This is a genomic window from Stenotrophomonas sp. PvP093 (assembly GCF_017876915.1).
Classification (GTDB): Bacteria; Pseudomonadota; Gammaproteobacteria; order Xanthomonadales; family Xanthomonadaceae; genus Stenotrophomonas; species Stenotrophomonas muris.
In genome coordinates, this window is record NZ_JAGIOX010000004.1 from 3,804,995 (window position 1) to 3,817,755 (window position 12,761).

Genomic DNA, 12,761 nt, shown 5'->3' on the forward strand with positions numbered 1-12,761 from the left:
ATGATCAGCCCGGTGCAGCGGCCCCCAGCCGCTGCTGGTCGCTGACCTCCAGCACCCGCCATTGCCCCTTGCCGAGATCGCCGAGCAGCAGCCCACCGATCGCGACCCGGACCAGGCGCAGTACCTGCAGGTCGAAGGCCGCCAACAGGCGGCGGATATGGCGGTTGCGTCCCTCGTCGAGGACCACCTCCAGCCATGCGGTCTTGTCGCCACTGCGCAGTACGCGCACGGCCTGGGCGACGAGGAACTCGCCCTCGTCCTCGACACCGGCGCGCAGCGCGGCCAGGGTGTCCTCATCGGGAAGACGATCCACCTGCACGTGATAGGTCTTCTGCGGGCCGGTCTCCGGATCGGTCAGGCGCGCCGCCCACTGCGGATCGTTGCTGAACAACAACAGCCCTTCGCTGGCCTTGTCCAGGCGCCCGACCGGCGCGATCCACGGCAGGCCGGCACCATCGAAGCAGCGATACACCGTGTCGCGACCACGCTCGTCCTGCGCCGTGGTCACCACGCCGCGCGGCTTGTTGAGCACCAGGTACAGCCGCTGCGGCGCATCCATCGGCCGGCCATCGACTTCGATCGGCGGGTGCGGACTGGCAATCGGGAACTCGGGATCACGGATGATGCGGCCGGACACGCGCACGCGGCCCTCGGCAATCCAGCGCGCGGCCTCGCTGCGTGAGCACACGCCGGCCTTGGACAGCACGCGCGCCAGGCCATGGCGCACGCCATTGGAGACATCCGGAACCGCACGCCCACGCGGTGCGTGGGAGCGGGCAGCGGGGGCAGCAGGTGGGCGGCGCGTGCGCAAGCCTCTGCTCCCCGCCGCGCTTACTTCTTGTCGACCGGCTTGGTCTCAGCCGGTGCTTCGGCCGCAGCCGGAGTGGCGGCCGGAGCCGGACGCGCCTTGACCACACGCACGCCACGCGCCTTCATCCAGGCGTCGAACTCTTCGGCGGTCATGCGCTTGCCGTTCTGGCTCATGTCGAAGCGCCAGGGCGTGTTGTCGAATTCGGTCTGCGGCTTGTAGGCCGCCGGATCGTTCGGCTTCACCGCCGGTGCGCTCGGAATGGCCTTGGCGATGTTCTGGCACCCATCGATGCGCAGGCGCTGCAGCACCTGGTCCAGCGACTGCGACGGATCGTAGTTGCTGCTCAGCACGCCGGCCGGCATGCCCAGCTGGTTGCCACGGATGTAGAGCTCGTCGGCCACCGGCGCGATGGTCGTGGCCGGCAACGGCAGCGGCGAGGCGCTGGTGTTGACCGAGCAATCGACCGCAGCGTGGGCGGCGGGAACCAGGGCCAGCGCCAGGAAGGCGGCCGATGCAGAGCGCAGCATGAAGGGCATCCAGGAAAGGAAGTGACGCGGCGAGTTTAGCAATGCCGCGACAGCTTTCAAGCGCCACTTTCAATGAATACGGCAACTCATTGGTTTTATGGGCAAAATCCCGACGAACGGTTACTCCCGCGCCTGAAACGCCGGGTTCCGGACCGCAGAAACAACAAGACCCGGCCGAAGCCGGGTCCTGCTGTGTCCTACTGGCAGAGCGTCAGAACTTAGTTCTGGACGTTCAGCTCGGTACGACGGTTCTTGGCGCGACCTTCCGGGTTGTCCGAACCATCCGGGTTGGTGTTCGGAGCAATCGGACGGCTCTCGCCGTAGCCGATCGGGCCGACCAGGCGACCGGCGTCGACGCCGTTCTTGGTCAGGTAGTTGTACACGGCGGTGGCGCGACGCTCCGACAGCTTCTGGTTGTAAGCGTCGGTACCCTTCGAGTCGGTGTGACCGGCAACTTCAACGCGCAGATCCGGGTAACGCTTCAGGATCTCGGTGGCTTCGCTCAGGATCGCCACGGCGTCCGGACGCAGGTTCGACTTGTCGAAGTCGAAGTTGACGCCCTTCAGGTCGATGGAGACCGGAACCGGGCAACCGTCCGGACCGATGGTCTGACCCGGCTGCGAGTTCGGGCACTTGTCGTCGCAGTTGTTGACGCCGTCACCGTCGTCATCCAGGTCGGCGCAGCTCGGGGCAACCGGAGCCGGAGCCGGAGCAGCCGCGACCGGAGCCGGGCCCAGCGGGATCACGACGCCGACCGAAGCCAGCACGTCGCCGAACCAGCTCTCGTCCTTGGCGGCGATGCTCTGGTCGTCGAAGTCAGCGCGGTAGGCCACTTCGGCGCGGACAGCAACACGCTTCTCGAAGGTGGTCTGCAGGCCGACGCCCAGCTTGGCGGCAACGTTGCCGTCCTTACGCTGGCGCGGACCGTTGTTGTCGATTGCAGCGTACTCTTCTTCCGACTTCTGGTAGCCCAGGCCACCGACGATGTACGGGTTCCAGCCGCGGCCTTCCTTGATGAAGTGGCGACGCAGGTCCAGCGAGACGCCGTACTGCGACCAGTTCAGGTCCTGGTTGCTGTCGAAGTTCGGGTTCTGGTAGTTCAGTTCACCGTCCAGCGACCAGTTCGGGCTGATGAACTTACCCAGGCCCAGGGTCACGAACGGAGCGTCATTGGTCAGACGGTCGCTGTCCTGGAAGTTGAAGCCGGCCGAACCGGTCAGGTACCAGCGGTCATCGAACTCCTGCGCCGAAGCTGCCTGGGCGAAAGCCAGGCCGCCCAGCAGCGCGGCAGTAAGGATCTTCTTGTTCATTGAGTACAGCTCCTATTTCGGGGGTATGAAACCGGTAGAGGCATGGGCCAGCACTAGTGCGTCGATGTACGACAGCCGATTCAGCACGCCACCGCCGCGAACATTATGCTCAGGCGGGTGAAGGCCATGTTAACAGTCCCGTAACATGTGAAGTGTTGCGCCCGACCGTCGACCGGTCCGACGTTGAAACCCTATACAGGATGATGAAAATCCGCAAGACCCACACGCTGCAAGGGTTTGACGGGGTTTAAGCGCGAAAACCGACATACTGCGCAGCACATTGCATCACACGGTTCAGCAGGTTTGCGGAAACGTGAGGAACCTTATGATGGGATCACGAACCCAGCCGGAGCCGTGATGAAAGCCGTCGCCCTGAGTCGTGAATACGCACCTGCCCTGCGTGATGTCCTGCTGCCGCCGCCGCTGCCTCCTCGCGGCCGCGATCTGCTGGTGCGGATCGAAGCGGTATCGGTCAACCCCGTCGATGGCAAGCAGCGGGCCGCTACCGATCCGGCCACCCTTCAGGTTCCCCGGGTGCTCGGCTGGGACGCCGCCGGTGTGGTCGAAGCCATCGGTGACGAGGCCAGCCTGTTCGCCTCTGGTGACGAGGTCTACTTCGCCGGTGACGTTACCCGGCCGGGCTGCAACGCCCAGTACCAGTGGGTGGACGAGCGCCTGGTCGCCCGCAAGCCGAGCACGCTCGATTTCGCCGAAGCCGCCGCACTACCCCTGACCACGCTGACCGCCTGGGAGCTGTTGTTCCAGCGCATGCCGCTGCACCTGGATGATCGCCGCCATGGCGGCCAGCACCTGCTGGTGATCGGCGGTGCGGGAGGCGTGGGCTCGATGGCGATCCAGCTGGCCCGCCATGCCGGCTTCGAGGTGATCGCCACCGCCTCGCGCGAGGCCTCGATCGACTGGTGCCGGCAGATGGGGGCCACGCATGTGATCGACCATCGGCAGCCGCTGCAGCCCCAGCTGCAGGCACTGGGCATCGACGCAGTGCAGGTGGCGCTCAACCTGGCCGACACCGATCACTACTGGGACGAACTGGGCCAGCTGCTGGCACCACAGGGCCATGTCGGCCTGATCGTGGAGCCGCGTGGCGCACTGCGCATCGGCGATCCGTACAAGGCCAAATGCATCGGCATCCATTGGGAGTTCATGTTCGCGCGCTCGCGCTTCGCCACCGCCGACTGCATCGAACAGCATCGCATCCTCAGCCGCGCCGCCAGCATGATCGATGCCGGCCAGCTGCGTGGCACGCTCAGTGAAACGCTGGGCACGATCAATGCGGCCAACCTGGACATCGCGCATCAGCGCCTGGCCAGCGGGCACACGGTGGGCAAGCTGGCGCTGGTGGGCTGGGACAACTGACGCCGTGATGTAGGCCGAGCCCACGCCAGGCTGCTACGCCTGCCGCCACCAGCAGAGCACGGGCGCGGCCCTGCTCAACCGCCCGCCTGCAGGATCGGCGCGGCCTGTACCAGCGGATTGGCTGGGATCTGTATCTATGGGCTCAAGGAAATCAGGGATACGGTGGAAACAGATCTCCCCTCCCCCGAGCCCACCATGCCTACCGCCCTGCCCCTGCGCCTGCTGCAACTGATCACCGGCCTGTTCCTGTATGGCTTCGGTGCCTCGCTGATGATCCGTGCCGCCATCGGCGTGGCGCCCTGGGACGTGCTGTCGCAGGGCATCGCCGCACAGACGCCGCTGTCCTTCGGGCTGGCGACCAATGTCATCGGCGCACTGGTGCTGTTGCTGTGGTGGCCACTGCGCCAGAAGCCGGGCGTCGGCACGGTGCTCAACGTGATGCTGATCGGTCCCTCCGCACAGTTCGGGTTGTGGCTGCTGCCACCGGCCATCGGCGTGGGCTGGCAGCTGGCGATGTTCTGTGCAGGCATGCTGCTGGTCGCGCTGGCCACCGGCCTGTACATCGGCGCCCGCCTCGGCCCGGGACCGCGCGATGGCTTGATGACTGGCCTGCATGCCCGCACCGGTTGGCCGATCTGGAAGGTGCGCAGCCTGATCGAAGGCAGCGTATTGCTGCTGGGCTGGTGGCTGGGCGGCAATGTCGGCCTCGGCACCCTCGCCTTCGCCCTGCTGATCGGCCCGCTGTGCGGCGTCACGCTGGGCTGGTTCGGGATCGGCCGCCCCCCGGTCGTACCCGCCGCTGCCCGGCAGCCGCAATCACCCTGAGCTGCCCCGAATGCCGGCCAGCGGCCGGCACTATCGCCCCCGGAGTTCGGGGGCAGCGCCGCAGGCGCGGGGGGTGGAGGCCGGTAAGTGGGGCCCGCGATTCGCGCAGCGAAACGCGGGAGCGACAGCACGCATGTGCCGAGCGTACCCGGCCAGCGGCCCTTGCCCCGGCCGCCGTTTCGCGGCACGCTTCGCGCTTCCGTACGCAAGCGTATCGACCATGTCGCCAGCCAACGAAAGCGCCTATCCCCATCTGTTCGCCCCGCTGGACCTGGGCTTCACCCAACTGCGCAACCGCGTATTGATGGGCTCGATGCACACCGGCCTGGAGGATCGCGCCCGCGACTTCCCGCGGCTGGCGGCCTACTTCGCCGAGCGCGCCGAGGGCGGCGTCGGCCTGATCGTCACCGGCGGCTTCGCACCGAATGTGGTCGGCTGGCTGAAGCCGTTCGGCGGCAAGCTGTCCTGGCCCTGGGAAGTGCGGCCGCACCGCCAGCTCACCGCCGCCGCGCACCAGCACGGCGCGAAGATCTGCCTGCAGCTGCTGCATGCAGGCCGTTACGCCTATCACCCGTTGTCGGTGGCACCGTCGAAGCTGAAGGCACCGATCAACCCGTTCACCCCGCGCGCGTTGTCGGCCAGCGGCGTCGACCGGCATATCGCCGATTACGCACGCAGCGCCAAGCTGGCCCGCGAGGCCGGCTACGACGGCGTGGAAGTGATGGGTTCGGAGGGCTACCTCATCAACGAATTCATCGCCCCGCGCACCAACAAGCGCACCGATGCCTGGGGCGGCGACGCGCGCCAACGCATGCGCTTCGCGGTCGAGATCGTACGCCGCATCCGCGAGGCCTGCGGCCCGGACTTCATCATCATCTATCGCCTGTCGCTGGTGGATCTGGTCGACGACGGCAGCAGCTGGGAAGAAATCGTGCAGCAGGCGCAGGCCATCGAGGCGGCCGGCGCAACGATTATCAATTCCGGCATCGGCTGGCACGAAGCGCGCATTCCGACCATCGCCACCTCGGTGCCGCGTGCTGCCTTCGCCGGGGTCACCGCCAAGCTCAAGCCGCATGTGAAGGTGCCGCTGGTGGCGACCAACCGCATCAACATGCCCGACGTCGCCGAGCGCATCCTCGCCGCTGGCGGCGCCGACATGGTGTCGCTGGCACGCCCGCTGCTGGCCGACCCGCAGTGGCCGAACAAGGCCCGTGCCGGCCGCGCGGAGGCGATCAACACGTGCATCGCCTGCAACCAGGCCTGCCTGGACCACGTGTTCGAGAACAAGCTGGCCAGCTGCCTGGTCAATCCGCGCGCCGCGCACGAGACCGAGCTGGTCTATCGCCCCACCGCTGCGCCGAAGAAGGTTGCGGTGGTCGGTGCCGGCCCCGCCGGCCTGGCCTGTGCCACCGTCGCTGCCCAGCGTGGCCACCAGGTCACCCTGTTCGACGCCAATGATGAGATCGGCGGCCAGTTCAACGTGGCCAAGCGCATCCCCGGCAAGGAAGAGTTCCACGAGACCCTGCGCTACTTCCGCCACAAACTGGCCGAAACCGGTGTGCAGCTGCGCCTCGGCACCCGCGCCGATGCCGCCCAGCTGACCGGCTTCGACGAGGTGGTGCTGGCCACCGGCATCACCCCGCGCAAGGTCGATTTCCCCGGTGCCGATCACGCCAAGGTGGTCAGCTACCTGGACGTGCTGCTGGGCCGGGTCGAAGTGGGCGCCAGTGCGGCGATCATCGGCGCCGGCGGCATCGGCTTCGATGTCGGCGAATTCCTCAGTCACGCCGGCGAGTCCCCCTCCCTCGACCCGCAGCGCTGGATGGCCGAATGGGGCGTGGACAGCACCTTCGAGGCCCGCGGCTCACTGGCCAGGCCGGAGGTTGAAACCTCGCCGCGCCGGCTGTGGCTGCTGCAGCGCAGCCCGGGCAAGCCCGGCGCGCGCCTGGGCAAGACCACCGGCTGGATCCATCGCGCCACGCTGAAGGCCAAGGGCGTGCGCATGCTCGGTGGCGTCGAGTACCTCGGCCTGGACGACGCGGGCCTGCGCATCCGCGTGGACGGCAGCGAACAGCTGCTGCCGGTCGACCATGTGGTGATCTGCGCCGGGCAGGAACCCAACCGCGCGCTGCAGGCCGAACTGCAGGCGGCCGGCATCAACGCGCAGCTGATCGGCGGTGCCGACGTGGCCGCAGAACTCGACGCCAAGCGCGCCATCGACCAGGGCAGCCGGGTTGCCGCCGGGCTCTGATGAGCGCCTGAATGGGGGGCGGAATGTGATTTCCGTCACCCTCATTGAACCTGAATGTCAAGCCGAGCGGTTCACGATGCGTTCGGCTACGCCCCCCTACCTTGCGCCATCTTTCCGCTCACCAGCCAGTTTCCGGTGAGCCGGCGCAGCCCCACGATCGGTACTGGTCGTTTCTTTTGGGGCTGCCCAACGGGGCGGCCCCGATGGCCGCCTCCCCATGACGCCAAGTCGTACCCCGCCTCCTGTCGCCCTGCGGCCGGAACCGGAGGGTGCGGCCCATACGGAGCAAGGAGTTATATGAAACTGGCCTGGATTCTCTGGCTGTCGCAGTTGTTGCCGCAGCCGGCCGCTGATTCACTGTGTTTGAGCACCACCGTTTACCTGGAAGCCCGCGACCAGACCCTGCGCGGCCAGCAGGCCGTCGCCGAGGTCGCACTGCGCCGGCTCGACAGTGGCCTGTGGGGCGACTCGATGTGCCAGGTGGTCACCGCGCGCAAGCAGTTCGCACCGACCATCGTCTCCCCCGGCACCCAGTTGGGCAACGACGCGGCCTGGAGCGAGGCAATGAACGTGGCCTTCGACGCCGAGCGCAACTGGGCGCTGCCGGCCGGCGAGCGCCGCGAGATCGTGCCCGGTGCCAGCCACTTCGCCGCGCTGTCCATCGCCAGCCCGAACTGGCGCAATGCCTACCAGGTGGCCACCATCGGCGATCACACCTTCTATAAGGTACAGAACCTCAAGCCGCGGCAGTCGTAACGATCCGTGCCGGCGGCAGCGTTGCCGCCTGCCGGCAGGCTCTGGGATAGTGGGCGTTTCCCGCCCGCATCACCTGGAGTTCCCATGAAGCTGTACAGCAAGCCCGGTGCCTGTTCCACCGCCGACCACATCGCCCTGCAGTGGACCGGCCAGCCGTTCGAGGTTGAACTGCTGAACAAGGACACCCTGAAGGGTCCGGAATTCCTCAAGATCAATCCGGCCGGTGCGGTGCCCGCGCTGGTCGACGGCGACTTCGTGCTGCTGCAGAACGCCGCGATCATGGGCTACATCGCCGACAGCTTCCCGCAGGCCGGCCTCGGCGGTGACGGCAGCCCGCGCCAGCGCGCCGAAGCCACCCGCTGGCTGGCGTTCGTCAATTCCGACGTGCACCCGGCCTTCTCGCCGCTGTTCGCGCCGGGCAAGTTCATTGCCGACGAAGGCCAGTACGACGCGATCCGCGCCGCCGCGCGCAAGCGCCTGCGTGGCCTGTTCGAGACCGCTGACAGGCAGCTGGCCGACAAGCCCTGGCTGGCCGGCTTCCGCAGCTTCGCCGACCCGTACTTCTACATCACCCTGCGCTGGGCCGCCGGCACCAAGGTCGACCTGTCGGGCCTGGACAATCTGGCCGCCTACAAGGCACGCATGGATGCCGATGCCGGCGTGCAGGCCGCGCTGAAGGCCGAAGGCCTGGCCTGACCTTGGTCAGGGGTCAGAGCCGTTCGCGTGGCGGACGGATCTGACCCCACCGGCCACCAGACGGGGTCGGATCCGCCTGCGCAGCAGGCGGCTCCGACCCCTCGATATCATTCGCGCGATCAGCCGATCTGGCGGATCACTTCCCCCTTGGCATCGCGCAGGTAGGTCGGCACCACTTCGATGCGCAGCGCCCCCGCCACCGGGTAAACCCCGCGCTCGGCGCGCACCCCTGCCAGGGCCTGCAGGCCCGCCTCGTCCAGTGACCAGCGCGCGCTGTCGGCGGATACGTCCGCCGCTTCACCGCCCCCATGCGCGATGAACTCCCACTGCCGCTCGCGGCTGGCCAGTTCCAGCGATTTGCCGTGGCGCAGGCGCAGCGGCAACAGTTCGCACACGCTGGCGACCTGACCGGCGCCGAGCACCAGCGTGGTGACGCCCGCCTCCTGCCGCCAGTCCAGGGTCTCGATGAACAGCATGCCGGTGCTGGAACCCTCGCGTTCGCTGCCGGCCTGCACCCGCTGTGCCAGCGCAGGGTCCTCCAGCAGGTTGTCGCGATGCAGATCGCTGATCCACAGCGGCATCGCCGGCAGCAGCGCCTGCAGCACGCCACGCGTCGACCAGCGCTTGACCGCCTCCATCTCCTCATCGGTCAATCCGACCAACTGCAGGAACTGCAGATGGCCGTTGGCCGTGTCCCGCGCCGGCAACTGCGGGTCCGCAATGAAGGCCAGATGGCACAGCCGCGTGCCAGTCTCCAGCGCGATCGGACCGTTGGCGTTGAGGTGATGGCCATCCTCGAACACGTTCCCACTGCCGAACACGTAACGCGCCAGGTTCTGCAGCAGGTTCATCGGCCACACCGGCGGGGTGCTGCCGGCGTTCTCACCGGCCTCGGCAGCCAGACGGAAGGTCAGCTCGAAGCCATAACCGCTGGCATCTGCATCACTGCTCTCCTTGGCGTACAGCTCGGAGAAGCCGTAGGTGATGTAATGCCAGTGCGGTACCGGCGCATCCGCCCAGTACACGCTGATGCCATCCAGTGGATCCTGGCCACCGAGCGTGTACGGAAGCGCGGTGCCGAAGTGGCGCGGCTCCTGGCCGGCATACAGCGGCGCCAGCGCCGCATTGATCGCGTCCCAGCCTGGGGTGTCGGTGTCGTCGTGGTCGTCCTGCACGCGGGACTCCTTGTAGGGAAGTGAACCGATCACTTTACGCGGTGGCTCAGGCCTGCACGACCTCACTGCCAGCGTTCAGCACCGCCGACTGGGTTTCCTGCCACCAGCGCTGCGCCAATGCCGGGCTGCGCGCCTTGCCCACCGCCGCCAGCAACTCCGGGCACAAGCGCTCCAGCGCCAGCGCATCGGTGCAGCGTTCGATCTTCAACTGCATGAAGTAGCCCTTCAGGCCCAGGTGGCGGCGCACCGCCTCGCTCATCGCGTCGTACAACTGCTGGTACAGCGCCGGGTCCTGTTCGCGCCCGGTGCTGATGCCGCGCGCCGGCGCCACCTCTGCGCTTCCGCCGATCACTTCGATCAGGCCCTGTGCTGACAATTGCTCCAGCGCGTCCGGTGGTGCCCGCAGGCCTTCGAACAGGCCACGCAGTTCGGTGTCGTTGCGATGGCCATCGACCATCAGCAGAATCGAACGCAGTGCCGCCGGCAGGCGCCGGCTACGGTCTTCGATTTCCTGACGGCCAGCAGCCGTCTTGGCGTGCAGCAATGCCATTGCCTCCCCCTCGCTCGATGCGCAATGCCGGCGCGCCCTCGCGGGCACGCCCCCTGTGTTGCCATCTCCGGACGGCACGCGCGTTCCCCGGCGCGAGCCGCGTATTGCAGGTCGATGACAGGCCGAGCTTAGCGCAAGTACTGCGGGTAGTGCCGGCCGCTGGCCGGCAACCTCGGGGTGGATGGGGGTGCCGGCCAGTGGCCGGCACGACCGGATCAACGGCCCAGCGCCCGGCGGATCTCCTCCAGCGCGCCGGGGTCGTCCAGCGTCGACAGGTCACCCGGGTCGCGCTGCTCGGCCAGCGCCTGCAACGAGCGCCGCAGCAGCTTGCCCGAACGGGTCTTGGGCAGCGCGTTGACCACGTGCACGTGCGCCGGGCGGGCCACTGCGCCGAGCGAGGTGGTCACCGTGGCCATCATCTCGGCCACCACTTGCGCCGGATCCTCGCCATCCAGGCCCTGCTTGAGGGTGACGAACACCAGCGGCACCTGCCCCTTCAATTCGTCCTTGACCCCGATCACGGCAGCCTCGGCCACGCGCGGGTGGCTCGAAATGGCCTCTTCGATCTCGCGCGTGCCCAGCCGGTGCCCGGCCACGTTGATCACATCATCGGTACGGCCGAGGATGAAGGTGTAGCCATCGTCGTCGCGGATTGCCCAGTCCAGCGAGCTGTACAGCAGTTCCTTGAAGTGGCTGAAGTAGCTCTGCAGGAAACGGTTGTCGTCGTTCCACACCGTGCTCATGCAGCCCGGCGGCAACGGTGGCGACACCACCAGCACCCCCTTCTGCCCCGGTGCGACTTCCTCGCCGGTGTTCTCGTCGATCACCTTCATCCGGTAGCCGAGGTTGGGGAAGCCCGGCGAACCGAAGCGCACCGGCTTCATCTCCAGGCCCGGCAGCAGGGTCAGCGCCGGCCAGCCGGTCTCGGTCTGCCAGTAGTTGTCGATGATCGGCTTGCCGAGCGCTTCGCTGATCCAGTGCGCGGTCGGTTCGTCCAGCGGCTCGCCGGCCAGGAACAGGTATTTCAGCGCGCGCAGGTCGTGGCGATGGATGAAGTCCGCATCGTGCTTCTTCAGCACGCGGATGGCAGTGGGGGACGAGAACATCGTGCGCACGTTGTACTGCTCGCACAGCGCCCACCAGATGCCCGGGTCCGGGTTGGTCGGCAGCCCTTCGTACAGCAGCGAGGTGCAGCCGCCGATCAGCGGGCCGTACACACTGTAGGAATGGCCTACCGCCCAGCCGACATCGGACGTGGAGAACATCACCTGCCCCGGCCTGCAGTCGAACACGGTTTCCATCGACTGTGCCATCGCCACCGCGTAGCCGCCGACATCGCGCTGCACGCCCTTCGGCTTGCCGGTGGTGCCCGAGGTATACAACAGGTAGCTCGGCTCGCTCGATTCCAGCCACTGCACCGGCACGTCGACCTCACCGATCTGCGCACGCAGCGCGGCGTACTCCACATCGCGGCCCGGCACGCGTGGTTCGGCGGCATCCAGTCCGCGCGACACGATCAGCACGTGCGGCGGTGGCGACGTGGCTTCGGCGCAGGCTGCATCGACCATCGGCTTGTACGGAATCAGCTTGCCACCGCGCATGCCGGCATCGGCGGCGATCAGCAGCTTCGGCTTGGCATCGTCGATGCGCAGCGCCAGGTTGTGCGCGGCGAAGCCACCGAACACCACCGAATGCACCGCACCGATGCGCGCGCAGGCCAGCATCGCGAACACGGCTTCGGCCATGTTCGGCATGTAGATCACCACACGGTCACCGTGACCGACGCCGAGGTGCTTGAGCACGGCAGCGAAGTCGTTCACTTCCCGATACAGCTGGCGATAGGTGATCTCGCGGGTGCTGCTGGTCTCGGTGGAAATGGCAACCAGCGCGAGCTGGTCGGCGCGCTCGGCCAGATGGCGGTCGACGGCGTTGTAGCAGAGATTGGTTTCACCCCCGACAAACCAGCGCCGGAACGGCGGGTTGCTGTAGTCGAGTACCTGCTGCGGCGGTTTGTGCCAATGGATGCGCTTGGCTTCCTCGCCCCAGAAGGCCTCCGGCTCGTCGATCGAGCGACGGTAGGTTTCCTCGTAGTTCATGACGCAGCCCTCCCAGACAAAGTCATGGGTTCGAGGATAGTCCGGCGCTGCCGCGCGGGCCGCCCTACCTTGGTAGGGGGTGGGGTTTTCATGCAGGGCTGCGCCCTGCACCCGCGGTAGTGCCGGCCGCTGGCCGGCAACCTCAGAAGCAACAGCCGAAGCAACAGCGGGTTTCCCGTGGGATGGCGAGGTGGGTCCGGTTGCGGGGGACACCGTGAATCCGTCCATGGAGGCTCGGTCGCCGCATCCATGCGGCTCACGCCCCCGCAACCGGACCCACCCCGCCTTCGACAGACTTCCGCGATCTGTCGGAGCACGGGGTCGGATCCCCAGATTCAATATTCAATTCGATATCTGACAGAAAAATCGTGTCGACCAAGGTCGACA

The 12,761-nt window shown here is 67.3% G+C and carries 11 protein-coding genes; 5 read left to right on the forward strand and 6 right to left on the reverse strand.

What is annotated here, in order from left to right; translation table 11 throughout:
* Positions 1-4: 4 nt before the first annotated feature.
* From J3A72_RS20455 to J3A72_RS20465, 3 genes are all read right to left on the reverse strand, one after another.
* Complete coding sequence (locus tag J3A72_RS20455; protein ID WP_069118504.1) at positions 5-727, reverse strand: pseudouridine synthase; 723 nt, start codon at positions 725-727, stop codon at positions 5-7.
* Positions 728-831: 104 nt separating this feature from the next.
* Positions 832-1,338 carry a hypothetical protein gene (locus tag J3A72_RS20460; protein WP_014646073.1) on the reverse strand — a complete coding sequence of 169 codons (507 nt, stop codon included), beginning with the start codon at positions 1,336-1,338 and terminating at the stop codon, positions 832-834.
* A 218-nt stretch (positions 1,339-1,556) separates the two neighbouring features.
* On the reverse strand, positions 1,557-2,648 hold the full coding sequence (locus tag J3A72_RS20465; protein WP_014646072.1) for an OmpA family protein: 1,092 nt from the start codon (positions 2,646-2,648) through the stop codon (positions 1,557-1,559).
* A gap of 357 nt (positions 2,649-3,005) precedes the next feature.
* On the opposite strand from J3A72_RS20465, the gene J3A72_RS20470 reads away from it, so the two are divergent.
* The 5 genes from J3A72_RS20470 to J3A72_RS20490 all read left to right on the forward strand — a co-directional run bounded on the left by J3A72_RS20470 (position 3,006) and on the right by J3A72_RS20490 (position 8,553).
* Positions 3,006-4,025 carry a zinc-binding alcohol dehydrogenase family protein gene (locus J3A72_RS20470; protein WP_075076714.1) on the forward strand — a complete coding sequence of 340 codons (1,020 nt, stop codon included), beginning with the start codon at positions 3,006-3,008 and terminating at the stop codon, positions 4,023-4,025.
* Between the two features lie 195 nt (positions 4,026-4,220).
* Positions 4,221-4,850, forward strand: a complete 630-nt coding sequence (locus J3A72_RS20475; protein ID WP_014646070.1) for a membrane protein — start codon at positions 4,221-4,223, stop codon at positions 4,848-4,850.
* Between the two features lie 220 nt (positions 4,851-5,070).
* Positions 5,071-7,101, forward strand: a complete 2,031-nt coding sequence (locus J3A72_RS20480; protein WP_075076715.1) for an NADPH-dependent 2,4-dienoyl-CoA reductase — start codon at positions 5,071-5,073, stop codon at positions 7,099-7,101.
* Positions 7,102-7,398: 297 nt separating this feature from the next.
* Positions 7,399-7,857, forward strand: a complete 459-nt coding sequence (locus J3A72_RS20485; protein ID WP_004154513.1) for a cell wall hydrolase — start codon at positions 7,399-7,401, stop codon at positions 7,855-7,857.
* Positions 7,858-7,941: 84 nt separating this feature from the next.
* Positions 7,942-8,553 (forward strand): glutathione S-transferase N-terminal domain-containing protein, encoded by a 612-nt coding sequence (locus tag J3A72_RS20490; RefSeq protein ID WP_075076716.1) that lies wholly within the window; start codon positions 7,942-7,944, stop codon positions 8,551-8,553.
* Positions 8,554-8,672: 119 nt separating this feature from the next.
* On the opposite strand, the gene J3A72_RS20495 is transcribed toward J3A72_RS20490, so the two are convergent.
* The 3 genes from J3A72_RS20495 to prpE form a co-directional block, all read right to left on the reverse strand.
* Positions 8,673-9,728, reverse strand: a complete 1,056-nt coding sequence (locus tag J3A72_RS20495) for a suppressor of fused domain protein (protein WP_049406569.1) — start codon at positions 9,726-9,728, stop codon at positions 8,673-8,675.
* Positions 9,729-9,774: 46 nt separating this feature from the next.
* Entirely contained in the window at positions 9,775-10,278 is a 504-nt protein-coding gene (locus J3A72_RS20500; RefSeq protein ID WP_046429081.1) for a hypothetical protein, read from the reverse strand.
* A gap of 215 nt (positions 10,279-10,493) precedes the next feature.
* Positions 10,494-12,374, reverse strand: a complete 1,881-nt coding sequence (gene prpE / locus J3A72_RS20505) for a propionate--CoA ligase (RefSeq protein WP_075076717.1) — start codon at positions 12,372-12,374, stop codon at positions 10,494-10,496.
* Between the last annotated feature and the right edge of the window lie 387 nt (positions 12,375-12,761).